The sequence below is a fragment of the Acetobacter orientalis genome (assembly GCF_000963965.1).
Lineage (GTDB): Bacteria > Pseudomonadota > Alphaproteobacteria > Acetobacterales > Acetobacteraceae > Acetobacter > Acetobacter orientalis.
This window is the reverse complement of sequence record NZ_BAMX01000020.1, coordinates 1-15,181: the sequence shown is the minus strand read 5'-3', so window position 1 is coordinate 15,181 and position 15,181 is coordinate 1. Positions and strand designations below refer to the sequence as shown.

The 15,181-nt window shown below is 45.7% G+C and carries 7 protein-coding genes; 6 read left to right on the top strand and 1 reads right to left on the bottom strand.

Going from position 1 to position 15,181, the window contains the following annotated elements:
• Nucleotides 1-145: 145 nt before the first annotated feature.
• Nucleotides 146-1,249, bottom strand: coding sequence for a helix-turn-helix transcriptional regulator (locus tag Abor_RS08380; RefSeq protein ID WP_048841417.1), 1,104 nt, complete (start codon nt 1,247-1,249; stop codon nt 146-148).
• 603 nt (nt 1,250-1,852) lie between these two features.
• Here Abor_RS08380 and Abor_RS08375 point away from each other — a divergent pair.
• The 6 genes from Abor_RS08375 (at nt 1,853) to bcsA (ending at nt 14,133) form a co-directional block, all read left to right on the top strand.
• Nucleotides 1,853-4,354, top strand: coding sequence for a cellulose biosynthesis cyclic di-GMP-binding regulatory protein BcsB (locus tag Abor_RS08375; protein WP_052946403.1), 2,502 nt, complete (start codon nt 1,853-1,855; stop codon nt 4,352-4,354).
• A 111-nt stretch (nt 4,355-4,465) separates the two neighbouring features.
• Nucleotides 4,466-5,119, top strand: coding sequence for an SGNH/GDSL hydrolase family protein (locus tag Abor_RS08370; protein WP_048841415.1), 654 nt, complete (start codon nt 4,466-4,468; stop codon nt 5,117-5,119).
• A gap of 76 nt (nt 5,120-5,195) precedes the next feature.
• On the top strand, nt 5,196-6,335 hold the full coding sequence (locus tag Abor_RS08365) for an acyltransferase family protein (protein ID WP_048841414.1): 1,140 nt from the start codon (nt 5,196-5,198) through the stop codon (nt 6,333-6,335).
• Between the two features lie 65 nt (nt 6,336-6,400).
• Nucleotides 6,401-10,231: a cellulose biosynthesis protein BcsC gene (locus tag Abor_RS08360; RefSeq protein WP_048841413.1), complete on the top strand. Its 3,831-nt coding sequence runs from the start codon at nt 6,401-6,403 to the stop codon at nt 10,229-10,231.
• Nucleotides 10,232-10,303: 72 nt separating this feature from the next.
• Nucleotides 10,304-11,959 carry an SGNH/GDSL hydrolase family protein gene (locus Abor_RS08355; protein WP_052946402.1) on the top strand — a complete coding sequence of 552 codons (1,656 nt, stop codon included), beginning with the start codon at nt 10,304-10,306 and terminating at the stop codon, nt 11,957-11,959.
• 80 nt (nt 11,960-12,039) lie between these two features.
• On the top strand, nt 12,040-14,133 hold the full coding sequence (gene bcsA, locus Abor_RS08350) for a UDP-forming cellulose synthase catalytic subunit (protein WP_052946401.1): 2,094 nt from the start codon (nt 12,040-12,042) through the stop codon (nt 14,131-14,133).
• Nucleotides 14,134-15,181: the final 1,048 nt, after the last annotated feature.

The window sequence follows — 15,181 nt, the reverse complement described above, 5'->3', positions numbered from 1 at the left end:
AAGTGTTACAAGATGCAGGCGGCTAAGGCGAGAGAGTGGGGGAGCTGAGAACCTTTCTGGCTCTTCAGTGCACGCCTGGTGAAGGGCAGTGAGGGAGATAGGGCTGTTTCTCTCGTGGGGGTAGAGATTTTACCAGCAACGAGGTTTAGCGAATGAAAGAGAGCTTTGTAACAAGAGAGACAAGTTCATTTTGAGTATTGATATTCAGTTTTGAAAAAATTTTTTTTAAGGAGGAGCGGGCTGTTTCATAAGAAATACATAGGTTTTGCGCACTTTCTTTTAAAGTTTCTAGGTGGCCTATTCTTTGTGCAAGTTGTGCTTCTGAATGAGAGAGACCTAATGAGCGCAAGAGATCGATGATGTTATTTTGAGAAGGTTTAAGGTCGTAAAAAAACACCATCTGGCAGCGTGCGGTTGTACCAAAATGGTCTGCTATTATAGTGGGTAGTGGCATAATACGTGCAAGAATTTTATGATTGTTTTTATCAATAAATGTAGTCATTTCTGAATGAATATTTGAAGAAATAATATCCTTTTTAGAATTTAAAAGTTTTCTCCATAAATTTTCATTGTGGTTTGAATAAAAAATAATATTATCTTTTGATACATAGAATAAATCATTTTGATTTTCCTGTATTGATCTATTTAAAAATAATATTTTTTTATCGTGTGTTATTAAGCAAACGCCAAAATCCATTCTATCATAAAGTCCAGATAATTTATAATTTAGAGAATTATCTAGGTTCATTTTCTTCAAAAATAAAAGAGACATTTTAATATGGTTACTGAATAGATCAATAGTTAGTTCTGGTGGCGTGTCGCGGTTTAAGTATTTGAGTCCGCGCTGTGCTGCAATAGTGCAGGAAACATTTTTCTCTGATATGTGAAGTCTTTCACTGTAAGCGCATTCATATTTATTTAAAAAATCAACATAATAAGCAGATTTAGCCATTTGTTCTTTGCTTATATAGTTCAAATCAGAGATAACTATTTGTTTTCCTTTGTATAAATGGGAAAAAGTGCGCATTGGGTTTTGTGAGATATAATGATTATAATATTCAAAATCAGATTGTTTATTCGTGCTAGAGCTGATTTTTAAAAGGGTTTCTTCCTGATCATCCGGAACAATGGCAATCCCTTCGTAATCAAGCGCTTGAGCTATAGACGCTAAAGTGCTGTCCCAGTGTTCTTTTTCCAAAGAAGACTGGTAGATATTCTCTACTATTTTATTGTAGAGATTTCTTTTCATTGAATCCCGTTTCGTATTTTTTCAATAACGGGTTTTAATAGTAATATTTAATCTGGAAGTCAATTTTGTTGGCTATGGAATAGTAGCAACAAAAAAGTCACTTCACTTAAAAAAAGAATAATTAAATATATTTTAATTATTCAATTACTCCCCCCAAATGGGAGTATTCTGTGGTTGGTCAGGTCAATTATAAAGCGGCCCGCAAATTCGGTTGGTAGTTCTATGCCACATCCGTAAGCAATATGCCTTAGTCAATAAATTTAGGATGCTTGCATGCTACAGCCCTTTTCTTGCGGGAAAATGCCCCTAATAGCGCTGTATGGTGCTGGTGTTAGCATCTTAAATTGTGCTGGTATGGCCTCTGTGGGCAGAAGTGTTGTCTGGCGGAATGGTATACCAGAATACCAGAGTGCTTGCCTTGCGGCTTGTGTTGCAACATGCCACAAGCAAAGAGAGCCGTTACTATGAGTTTTTATTTCAGACTCAAGACGTACATTGATGAATTTTCAAAACAGGCTTTTACCTCACCTCAGAGGAAAGAATAGTGTCGTGCTAAAAATAACTTCTCGGTTGATCTGGCCTCTCGGTGCCTGCGGAATCGTCATGAATATGGGCTGGGGGAGCTGTGCTGTTGCATGGGGTGCTCCGGTATCAGATTCGGCGCAGTATGAGGTGCCTGAACGCCCAAGCCAGCCGCTTGCTGCCTCAGATGTGTCTCCTAATGCGCGTATGCCGTTGCATCAGGCTCTACCAGTCCAGCCAGGCCGTGTAGAGGCACCAGCAGCGTCAAGTTATCCAAGCCGATCAGGGGGAGAACAAGGGGGTGACCTCCCTGCGCCAACGCTGCCAGAAAGTGGCGCTATGGTTGTGCCGCCCCCACCCGTGGTGCCGCAGGCCCCCGCAGTGTCTCCTGTTATGCCCTACGGTAGTCCAGAAGCCACGGTTGATACATCAACCATTACCCGCACGCTTACCTTTCGAGATTTAGGCGTTCTTGGCCCCATGACTTTGCGTGGGTTTTCGCCACTCCAAGGGTTTGATATCCCGCTCCCTTCTGATGAGGTCGTTACGAGGGCGCAAGTGGTGCTTGATGGCGCTCTTTCTCCTTCTTTGCTGCCTGAAGCCAGTAGTCTTACTCTCACTTTGAATGAGCAATATATTGGCACAGTACAGGTAGACCCCAAAAACTCGCGTTTTGGGCCACTGGTGTTTGATATAGACCCAATTTTTTTTACACGTCTCAGTCATCTTAATTTTCTGTTCGCGGGGGAATACCGGCGCGATTGTAACGACCTCCATAATGGTGTGTTGTGGGCGCGTGTATCAGACCTTTCTAAAATTATTATCACCACCTCAAAACTACCACCTGTGCGTAGACTTTCCCGTCTGCCAAACCCATTTTTTGAAAAATATATGCGCAATACTGTGCGTGTGCCTTTTGTCTTCCCACATTATAATGGGCAAACAGACCTGAAGGCTGCCGGTATTGTTGCATCATGGTTTGGTAAGCTGGCAGATTTCCGTGGTACGTCATTTCCCGTTACTCAAACTATTCCAGCACAAGGGAACGCTATCGAGGTTGGTGAAAATCTGCCAATTGATAGTAACGGCAATATGCCTTCCGGCCCAATGCTGTTTGAAGTCCCTAACCCCAACGACCAATGGGGCACGGTTTTAGTCGTTACTGGCAGAAACAAATCAGAAGTTGAAACAGCTGCGCGTGTTTTGGCTTTCTCCTCAGATACGTTGGGCGATGTCCCGTCACGCCTTGTTAATGATGTTAGCTTGGCACCACGGCGTCCGTACGATGCACCAGCTTTTGTGCCAACAGATCGTGCTGTGCGGTTGGGAGAGCTGATTGCTGCAACAGACCTGCAAAGGCAAGGTGGCGCTCCTATCGGTATTCAGGTGCCGTTCCAGATACCGCCAGATTTGTTCCGCTGGCGGCAACACGGTTTCCCGCTAGACCTGCATATCAGAACACCCGCAGCAGAAGCCTTCGAGCATGAAGGGGCCCGGGTCGATGTTCTGGTAAATAATGCCTACATACAAAGCTTCCCGCTCTTTGCAGATAGTATGTGGGATAAAATTACAAAAAAGGTTCCGCAGCAGCATGCTGGTGCGCTCGCACTCGCTGCTTCTGTGCCGCCATGGTTGCTGTTTGGTGGGCGGAATCAGCTCGATTTCAGCTTTAATGTCTTGCCCATAGACCGGGGTGCGTGCCGTCGCGTCAATGACGCTTTCATTGCAGAGGTTGATGCTAATTCAACATTGGACTTCCGAAACACCTATCACTACGCAAGGTTGCCAGATCTATCATACTTTGCAGGGTCTGCCTTTCCATTTTCAAAAATGGCAGATTATTCGCAAACAGTGGTTGTGCTTCCTCCTCAACCCGATATGGAAACAGCAACTGCTTTTCTTGACCTTATGGGTTTCTTAGGGGCCTCTACAAAGTATCCTACTGTGGGTATTGAGGTAGCATCCAGTGCAGACCTGAGTGGTGTATTAGATACTAAAGACATTATTATTCTGTCTTCGCTCGACCAGCTTGGTGCAGCTAAGCAGTTGCTTTCTCGTTCTGCGTATGAAGTTGATGGTGCCTCTGTCCGTCTTGGTCAAAAAAACTTTCTTGATGGGCTTTGGTATCTGTTCCAAGATCAAGATGGTGCAGGGCAAAACAACAATGCTAAGCCCCTGCTGACTACACCTATTGTTAAGGCTTCTCTCTTAATCGGTGGAGAATCTCCACTCGCGCATCATAAATCTGTTGTGGCTATTCTGGCAGACCAATCTGCACAACTTAAGGAAATGGTCGCAAGCCTACGGGATAAACAGGCCCTACCGGCTGTACAAGGTGACTTAGTTATTAAAAATGGGGCGGTTCTTACCAATTATCGTAATGCGCATAGTTACAGCGTAGGAGATTTGCCGCTCTGGCTGCGTGTTGAGATGTTGCTTGAGCGTCATATGGTGCTCTTGGGTCTTTTGGGCTTGCTCGGCGTTGGTATGGTGACAGTGGGTACGGCAAAATGGCTGCGTAATCGCGCACGCAGCAGGTTGCAACGCCGCTTGGCAAAAGAGGATGACCCGATTGAACCTTAAGGATACCGCGCGTTAAGAGCGCTCTCCTTACCTCTTCCCTTCATAGAATGACTATTTGAAGGGAAGAGTATTTTTTACTCAGATGTTGCATGGAAAGAAAAGGTTAGAGTTATGAGCACGCTTCTTGCAGGGTTAACTTTGCTGATTATTGGCGATAGTCATGTTACTTTTAAAGATTCATTGCTGAATATTCTGCCAGAGGCCTACACGCAGGCAGGGGCAAAAGTCGTAACCTATGGTGTGTGCTCGTCTACTGCCGCAGACTGGGTTGTACCTAACCCTAATAACGGCTGCGGCGCCTATACGCGTGTTGGGGCAGAACCAGTGACCGCTCCAAGCATGGTTCCCACAGCACCACCGCCTATCGCTTCCTTAATTGAAAAATGGCACCCCGATGTAGTGATGGTTGTTTTGGGTGACACCATGGCTGCGTATGGACAAGCTGAAATTTCCAAAAATTGGGCTGATGAGCAGGTGAAAACACTCACCATGAGCCTTAATAACACTGCTTGCGTTTGGATTGGCCCAACATGGGGTGAATACAGCCCACGATATGCCAAGACAGATAAACGTGCACAAGAAATGGCAACTTTCTTAAAAGATGAAGTTTCACCTTGTACGTATATCGATGGCACAAAGCTGATGCAGCCAGGCGCTCCCAAAACTATTGATGGCGTACACCTAACGCCAGCTAGTTACAAAATTTGGGGCGCGGGTATTGTGCAGCAAACACTACCTGTTCTTGAAAAACTGCGTAAAAAATAAAGTCTTGTGGGTATGGCTTGCACATACCCTCTACTCTTGGTGGCTTTGTTTATTCTTTCATTGTAGTGGTTAGATCATGCCTTTTTCTCAGCTTCAGTCCTCTTGGGCACAGAAAGTGAGCGCACTCTTATTCCCAAGCAATAGGCGTCGGGATATTGATGGCTTGCGTGGTCTAGCCATTCTTTTGGTCATATTTTTTCATGCTGGTTGGCTAAAGGGTGGTTTTATCGGAGTTGATATTTTTATTGTCATTTCCGGGTATTTTATGGGGCGTTCAGCATTTATGCAGCACCCCTTTCAAGCAGAGCGCTTTGTGTTTCGTCGTCTTTATCGTCTTTTGCCAGCTCTACTTGGTATGGTCGCTATTGTCTCAGCGGCTATGCTGTGGTGGGTGCTCCCCAGCGACCGGGCAGATATTGCTCAAAATGGGGCGTATGCTCTAATTTATTTATCAAATACATGGGCCAGCCATCATGTTGGGTATTTTGAAGGACAAAGTATAGCTTATCCGTTTTTACACACATGGTCTCTTTCATTAGAAATGCAATTTTACCTTGTCATTTTTCTTATTGCATGGCTGTTGCCAAAATTGAAAAATAGACAAATTCTCCTTTTTTCTATGCTGGCAGGGTCTTTTTTATATAGTTTATTTGCAACGTATAAAGCAGACCATGCTGCGTATTATAGTCTTGCTTCTAGGTTATGTGAGTTTTCGCTCGGCACTGTCATTTGGTTGCTGCCTCCCTTACCGCAGTCTCGGCTATTTTCAGCCGTGCGGTATGCTGTGGCTCTAGGTGTTTTGCTGTTATGCGGTATTTTTTACGACCTTAGCGCTGCATCACCTTCTCCTATGGTGCTGCTTCCTTGTCTTGCAACGATGCTTATTATTATGCAGCCAGATGCCTTTACGCGGCGAATTTTAGAAATTCTCTCACCTATAGGGGTTATTTCGTATTCGCTCTATCTGTGGCATTGGCCTGCTATTGTCTGTGCCTCCTACTTTGCACCTGTATATGGGGCAAAAATGGCGTTGGTGCTTTTAGGCGCTCTCGTAGCAGGTAGCCTTAGCTATATGCTGTTAGAGCGCCCCCTTCTCGCTTACGAAAAAGCGGCACACCCCCTTGCTGTACGGCGGGGTGGCCTGCTCATGGTTGGACTATGTGGCCTGCTTGCCGCAGTTTTATCATGGGTTTCTTTTGTTTCACGCGTGCATTGAGAGATATGGTGGCTCAAATGCCTCACAGATACGCTCCGTCATTATCCTTTCTGCCGCGTAGAACTATGCTGAAACACGCACAGAGTTTTGCCTTGTGTGTCGGGGCTTTAACCGTAGCACCGTATGTCCCGCATCTGTCAGTGCTGGCATTGGCGCAAACGGCTTACACGCCTATAGCTGCCAAGGTGTCAGACCCAAGCCAAAAACAGGCAGGTCTTGTGTCTCGCTTTGTCTCAGAAGCCAAATATTGGCTTTCTCAGCAGCAGTTTGAGCATGCGTTAGACACCGTAGAGCGGGCACTTAATATAGAGCCGCATAACCCACAAGCGCTTTTACTGCTTGGCACGATTCAAAAGCGGCAGGGAGATATCACAGGGGCAGAAAAAACTCTCTCCCTTATGCAGGCGGCGGGTGTTTCTAGTACGTATACACAACAGTTGCACGACGTTTTGGATGCCCCAACTGTTAACCAAGATAAACTTGCACAAGCACGTGCCATAGCGGCAACGGGCAAAATGCTACAGGCCTCCATGGCCTATAAAGCGCTTTTTGCGGGTAAGCCACCGCCAGATATGGCGTTGGAATATTACTCAGTGTTGGGTTCAACTATTTTAGGCTATCAAGAGGCCGTTACAAAATTGCAGGGTATGCTCCAGCATGACCCTAAAAACCTTGATATGCACCTGCTGTATAATCGTATTCTTACATACCGTGAAACATCGCGTCCGGCTGGTCTGGAGGGGTTAAAGCGGCTGGCCTTATCTGATATTTCTCCACGTATTCGCCAACAGGCTTATGCTGCATGGAGACAAACGCTTTTATGGGAAGCTATTCGAGGTAGTTCCATACCGCTCTATTACGAATGGCTCTCTCAACACCCTAAAGATACAGAAATAGCAGACCGGTTAGAAAAAGCACGCGAAGTACAAAAACGCTTTGATGCCGATAATTCCCGTGTTGATGGGTATAGTTTTTTAAATACCGGCCGGCTTGATGACGCCACAGAGGGCTTTCAGAATGCTTTGTCTTATAACGATAAAGATGCCGCAGCGTTAGGTGGTTTGGGCCTTATTGCTGAAAGACAGCATAATTGGCATCAAGCAGAAAACTACTTCCAGCAAGCCATGGCGGCAGACCCAGCGACAGCCAACCAATGGCAGGGTGCCCTTGTGGGGTTAAAGAAAAGTATGGCGGGTAATAACCCGCTTTCTGCCCAAATTGCCCGTTCTATTATGGCTCACCGGTATGATGAGGCACGGCAAAATATTGCTCGCTTGGCTCAACAGTCTGGCCAGCAGGAAAATGCTCTCCTTTTGCGCGCACAACTTGAAATGCGAGAGGGCCACCGTGCTGAAGCAGAAGAGGCCTACCGTGCTGCTTTAGCGCATGGTTCACACAATACTGGTGCTTTGGTCACGTTAGTTACGCTCTTATTGCAAGATAACAGGCTAGAAGAAGCCGAGGATATTTTGTGGCAAAGTGGTAACCGCCACCCAGATTTGATGGCACGCGTGCAAAGTGCACGTTTTGTGCAACAAGCCGAGCAGGAAACGAATGCTGACGAGCGTATAGCCCTTCTTCGGCAAGCTGTGGCGGCTACCTCGCAGGATGCATGGGTACGCCTTAAACTAGCGCAGGCGTTAGCGGCTAATAATCAGGCCGTAGAAGGCCAAGCCGTTATGCAAGAGGCTGTTTCTCGCCCGCGTCCTTCTCAGGAAGCGCTCGTGGCAGGCATTATCTATGCTGATGGGCAAAACGATTTTGCAACTTCGGCCGCATTGCTTAAGCGTATGCCGCGTACTGCACTCTCGCCAGATATGCACCAACTGCTTGAGCGGGCGAATGCAGGGTTAGATATTAGTGCCATTGAACAAAATGATACCCATGCAGTGGCCGGCTTAAAAGCGTTGGCACGTAAACCAGACACAAGTGGTTACAGAAGCCTTCTTATAGCAGATGCTCTTATAAAGCATGATGATATTGCTGGTGCTTATACGGTTTTACAACAAGGGCAGGCACAAGCTCAGGCGCTTTCTCCGTCACAAAGGCTGAATTTCGCTGGGCTTTATTTACGCATTCTGGCTATGCCCGGCAAAGCAGGTTTTCATAAACGGGTCAGGCAGGATATCGCACGGTGTTTAAATGATTTTGACGCTCAGGTCACAACGCCAACTACAGAGGAAGCTGAGGCAAGGAGCAAAATTGAAGATGGTTTTGTTGCTATCCAAGCTGATAATTTTGCACGCCAAGGTCTCTCTAAAGATGCACGTTTCACGTTAGAGCATTTTATTGCAACGCACCCAGATGCTTTAGAATCTCGTCTTGCACTTTCGCGTGTTTATGCGGCGCAAGATATGCCCGAGCGCGCTTTGGCAGAAGACTTAAAAGTGCTGCAAACAAAACCAGATAACCCACGTGTTCTCGGCGCCGCTGTGCATGATGCTACTATGGCGGATAATACCTCAATGGCAGACAGCCTTTCACAGCGGCTGCAAACCGTGGCCCCCAACGCGCGTGAAACGTGGCAAGCTATTGCTGAAAGTGCGTCAGCGCGGGATGATATGCGTGCGCAGCAGGTAGCTGTTCAACATTTACAAACCCTGCAATGCGCAGATAACGAGAGCGATGCTTGTGAGGTAAGTGATGTTCTAAGGCCAGATTATCGTTGGCCAGTTATTGAGGGTAGTTATAAAGAACAGCAGGGTGTTTTATTACCAAGCAGTGCGCACTACCTGCCAGAAGATAGTGCAGAAGAAGCGACACAACGTAATATTGTTCATTTACATGATGCTCTTTCTACACAGCTAGACGGAAATATTTTCATCAGGAGCCGTTCAGGCGTTGCAGAAATGAGCCGCCTCACAGAACTAGCCGATCCAGTTACGCTGAGTGTTCCTTTTGAGTCGTGGAACCACCGCATTTCTTTCTCCATATCACCTACTTTTTTATTCTCTGGTAATTTGTCAAGTCATCCCGATAGTGATCATCAGTTGGGTAAATGTGCTACAGTTTCTTCTGTTTTCTGTCAGGGGCCGATACAGGATGCTCATGGTAAAATCTCCAATCAATTTGCAGGTGGTATAGGGTTAAACGTTAATTACGTTAACCGCTGGTTCAGTGCAGATGTAGGCTCAACGCCGCTTGGTTTTCCAATCGTTAATATTGTTGGCGGGCTAGAGTTTGCTCCGCACCTTACGCGTAACCTCGTGCTACGTATGAGTGGTGGCAGGCGCATGGTCACAGATAGTGAGCTTTCCTATGCTGGCCAGAGAGACCCCGTGTATGGCCACAAATGGGGTGGTGTTACCAGAGACTATGGCCATGGCATGCTAGAGTGGGGGCACCCACTCTGGTCGTTATATGCCGGGGCTGGTTTTGCCTACCTAGATGGCACGCATGTGGTAAGTAATACAGAGTTAGATGTAGAGGCCGGGGTTAACGCTATTGCGTGGCAGGATAAAGAAAAACGGCAAACGGTACGTACTGGCCTAGATTTTTCATATTATGATTATCATCGTAACAGCTATCTCTTTAGCTGGGGGCAGGGCGGTTACTTCTCGCCGCAAGGGTATTATGCCATTATGGTGCCTGTAACCTGGCAGGGCCATTACGATAGATGGACTTGGCTGCTCCGTGGGGAAGGAGGGTTCCAGCATTATCATAGCGATGCTGCTGATTACTTCCCCCTTAATGATGGTTTGCAGCCCCAAGCCCAAGGTATCAAAACAGAAGGTGCACAATCTGCCAGTGGGGCTGCGGGTAATGTTATGGGCCGTATTGTGTACCAAATTACGCCGTCGCTCCGTTTAGGGGCACAAATTGGCTATAGCCGGGCAGGAAGCTGGTCAGAAGTTACTGGAATGCTTTTAGCGCATTACACGTTGGATGGGTTTTAGTCAGCCAGTGATGGAGCGCAGGCCAATACCGACCCAACCCAGAGCATAGCATACCATAAAAGGGGCATTACCATGAAGCAGGCTCAGTTTTACATTAGTCTTATAGTGCCATGTGCGTGTGGGCTTCTGGCTTCTATCGCTTCTGCCGCGCCTTTGGCGCTTCCCCAAACATGTAGTGGGTATGATGCTGCGTTCGCTCCAAGTAAGCGTGCTGATAGCCAGCATGGCTTTAAGGTGGATGATCTATGGCAGGCTTGTGGTACGGTATGGACTGCTGTTTCTGTTAGTCGTAATGCTGCTAACTGGCAGAAATTACAAATTACTGGCCTCCCTACAGATTATTTGGGTGAAGGTGTTGTGTTTTCAGGTGGCACGACCCGGTTGGTTTCAGGGTATGTCGGGCCGGCTCTTGATGTCAGGTTAAGCCTTCACGGGCAATCACAGGTCGTCACGTTGCCTCTTACACAAGAGGGACATCTCGATAGCCGTCTTTTACAACAAAGAGATGCCGGAACCTCAGCAACTGTTCTCAAAGTGTATGATCAATCTGGCCATGGAAACCACCTACTCGCAACAACAGGCAAAGAAGTTGTGCATGTAGGAGAAGTCAAAGTCGGTCAGGACGAGGCTCTTTCATGGGGGGAAGCAAACGGGCCGGGTGGTTTTGTTCTGCCCTCATCAATGAAAGTTTCTGCCAATAACTTCTTTTTTGGCACAATAGGTGGTTTTTCATCGTCAAACTCGGGTCATGCCGCGTACCCAGTGCCACTGCTATTAGGGCAAGGTGGTGCGGGGCATGAGCTTAAAGTCTATTTTGGCGGCTATCAGCTCGATGGCTTTGTTCATGTTTCTGATCCTTTTAACCCAGATCAGATTTTAAATCTCGTTGTTAATAATACAAATTCTGTATTTTCTATATGGTCACATAAGACAACGTATTCGGTGCAGTCGGGTAACACGCAAAGTGTTGGGCACACACAGCAAAGTGCGGCCTTTCTACAAGGGGGGTATATTGGGTATAATGCAGATGGAGGCCAGTGGTTTGAGCAAGGGCCTAACACAGGGCTATGGACAGGTATTGTGCTGGCTAACGCAGTAGACAGTGCGCACCGTATCCAAATGTTTCATGCTTCTGCTGCATTGCATATGCAGCAAACACCACAAAGTAAATCAGCCGTTGTGACAATAGGCGATAGTCGCACAGAAGGTTATCTTGTGGCAGATGGTCAAAACTGGCCATGGCTTATGCAGCAAAAAGGGCAGTATCAAAGCTATAATCTTGCTGTTTCTGGCGCTACATCGCGGCATATGCTTGCTATGTTGCCAGCGGCTAAAACCATCGCGGCACAGTCAGATAAACATATAGCTATTGTTTTTGGCGGCTTTAATGACCATTTGCCACAAAATAAAATAAGCTATACGGAAACTGTTCATAATTTAGCACAAATTGTAGATACGCTTCAAAAAATGAGCTATTATGTCATTCTTGTTTCCGAAAGTCAGACAGATCCCGTTTTGCGTCAGCAGCTTGTAGATGCGCTGAGCCATGGTAGCTTGCACCCCAATGTGGTTGTCGATCCGTTTAGCCAAGGTATGCCGTTGTTTGATCTGCATAACACGACCTATTGGCATAATGATTTCACGCACCCTACAGCTGCGGGTCAAGTCGAACTGGCTAACTTCTTATGGCCGTCTGTCTCAGAAATTTTGCAACAAGAACGTCCGTAATCGTGGTGTTGTTTGTATTGTCTCTTGAAAACAGGTCACAGCACTTTAGCAACGGTCGGCGGCGTTAGGTAATATTTATTATGATATCTTTTAAAAACAATGTTTCACATTTTTACCCCTATCTCCTTATTATTGTGGGGGTGTTTTTCATTATTTTAACAAGTCAGGCTGTTATTTCTCCCATTTCTCAAATCTATTTGAGCATAGGTTTTATTTTAGCCACGCTTTTTATCCGTAATAAAACCGGCCCCGCAGCAAGATTGTTAATGATCGGTCTTTCTACGTTTGTGTCACTTCGTTATATTTTCTGGCGTCTTTTTTATACCCTAAGCTTTGAAAATCCTATTCAAACATTCCTTATGTTGACTCTGCTTGCCGCAGAAATTTATTCTTGGATCATTCTTTTCTTGGGGTATTTACAACTTTCATGGCCGCTAAACCGTAAAGAGTATCCTCTGCCAGATAATCATGACCAATGGCCGAGTGTTGATGTGTTCATACCTACATATAACGAAGACTTGGAAGTGGTGAGAAGTACAGTTCTTGCCGCTAAAGCTCTTGATTATCCAGAGAATAAACTTACCGTTTATCTTTTAGATGATGGTCGACGCAACTCGTTTCAGGAGTTTGCACAAGAAGCTGGGGTAGAATATTTAACGCGTCCCAATAATTTTCACGCAAAAGCAGGAAATCTTAACCACGCATTATCTCAAAGTAGTGGTGATTTAATTGCTGTTTTCGATTGTGACCATATTCCAGTTAAAAGTTTTCTTGTGCGTACCATTGGGTGGCTGCATAAAAATCCACGTATTTCATTGCTTCAAACACCACAGCATTTTTATTCACCAGACCCTTTTCAGCGCAATCTTGATACGCATGAGCGTATTCCACCAGAAAACAACCTGTTTTACGGCTTGGTGCAGCCGGGTAATGATTTTTGGAATGCAACGTTGTTCTGTGGCTCTTGTGCTGTCTTGCGTCGTAAAGCGCTTGAAAGCATAGGTGGTTTTGCTGTTGAAACCGTTACTGAAGATGCTCACACGTCTCTTAAAATGCAAAGAAAAGGCTGGGAGTCAGCCTACCTGCGCATGACACTAGCCGGGGGGCTGGCAACCGAGAATCTGGCACTACATATTGGCCAACGTATGCGTTGGGCACGTGGTATGGTGCAAATTTTCAGGGTTGATAATCCTCTCTTGGGGCGTGGCCTCACTCTTGGGCAAAGGTTATGCTATCTTTCTGCTATTTTGCATTTCTTTTTTCCAGTGCCGCGTCTTGTTTTTCTTATAGCACCTTTATCTTTTCTGTTTTTTGGACAAAACATTATTTATACAACACCTTTGGCTGTTATGACCTATGCTATCCCACATTTAATACAATCCTTTATGACCCAGTCACGCGTGCAGGGGCGTTGGCGCTACTCAATTTGGAATTATGTCTATGAAACAGCTATCGCCATTTTCTTGGCTCCTGTCGTTTTAAAGACTCTTTTCTTTCCAGAAGGTGGTTCTTTTAACGTAACGGCTAAGGGCGGTCTTATTACACATAACTATCTAGATACGAAAATTATTACACCTAATATGATAGTTGTCGTTTTACTTATTTTGGCAAGTATTGTTGGTTGCGTGGGTATGATAGTAAACCACGGCAACTCAGATCTTGCACAAACTTACATGATGAATTTACTCTGGGTATTGGCTAATCTTTTGGTGGTTATGGCGGCGGTCAGTGTAGGTTATGAGCGGCGGCAAATACGCCGCACGCCACGTATTTCAGCGCGCTTGCCAGTAACGGTGGTTGACCCAGTAAACCATCAGCGCTTTGAGGCGGTTACTGTTGACCTTTCAAAAGGGGGGCTATCGCTGCAAGTATCTGGAAATTTACCAGATGAGTTAAAAGAAATTGTGGTTGAATATCAAAATTCTGAGGATAAAATTTTTTCTTCTATCCCAGCAGTTATTGTAAATCGTCATGGTCATATTGTTCGTTTATCATGGCAAGCACGTAGCATTCAGGAAGAGTGTGATATTATTGAAATGATTTTTGGACGAAGTGATACATGGTTACATTGGGGAAATTATAGTTCAGACAAGCCATTACATAGTCTTCTTTTGCTTGCTCGTAGTATCGTGAATTTTATACGTATTGTGGTGCTGCGCCAGCATATAGGCTAGTCTATCAGTAATTCTATGTTTCATTTTCTTTCTTTATAAATTTTTCTAAACTTGGAGGGTTCGAAAAAAAGCCCCTCTAGCTTTGGAAATATCTCTACGATTCCATTCCTTCTGTTTATGTGAAGAGGAATGGAATGAGGCGGCTATGTTGCTTTGATATTAAAAATAATATTCTTAGCAGCGTGATTTTGGTAATGAACTTGAAAGATTTTTTCGCTCGAAGTGCTTCTGTCTGCCCTGAGGGCGGTGCTGACCTATCCCGCGATGGGACAAAGGCAGATGTGGGTGTTTGATCCGGCTTCGATATTCAAAATTCTGCTCATGCAGGCGTTGAACACTCTGCCCGGTGTGCTGGCGGAGTATATCTGATTAAAGATTATTTTTACTTCAGGCACGTCATCTGCCTTGGGCTGTGGACGCGGGTGGCTACCAAAATAATCAGGCAGTCCCGTTGCTCTGAGGTTTAGGCAAGTGTGATTGATGGTTTATCTAATATTTTTGATGCAACGCTGCGGAACGTCGGTTATCCGCTCATCTTAGGCCAGTTTCTGAGTGCAAAGCTCGTGGCGGCTATAAAGTGGCGCCATACGAATGGTGAAAGAGCAGATTTCCGAGCCGGATGCCCGCTCAAGTGCTGGCAGGATAAGCCTGCCCAACTTCCTAACAGGCTCGTCAGGCGCGTGGGGTGCTGAAGCGCGTCACAGTAAAACCGTAAGACGAGGAGATGATCTCATCAATGGATTTTACCATCCTGCTTATGGCCATAAAGCGGCTGGTTTCATCGATCGGGAACCCAGATCTAGCTGGAAACATCAAGAGAGAGATGCAGCGTAACAACTTGCTTTTGGAACCATTAATGCATGGATGTTGAGATTAAAATCAGCACATAGCGATTTCAGATAGTGGTTCTTTGCCACATTTAAGTGGTTTTGTTCAGTGTGCCACGAGAGGAGTGTACGATGTTCCTCGCGATAGTGCGCAAACTAACATTTTTTGGAAGCATATCGCCAAAAAACACTGTAAAAACAATGGTATCCCGTACGGGATT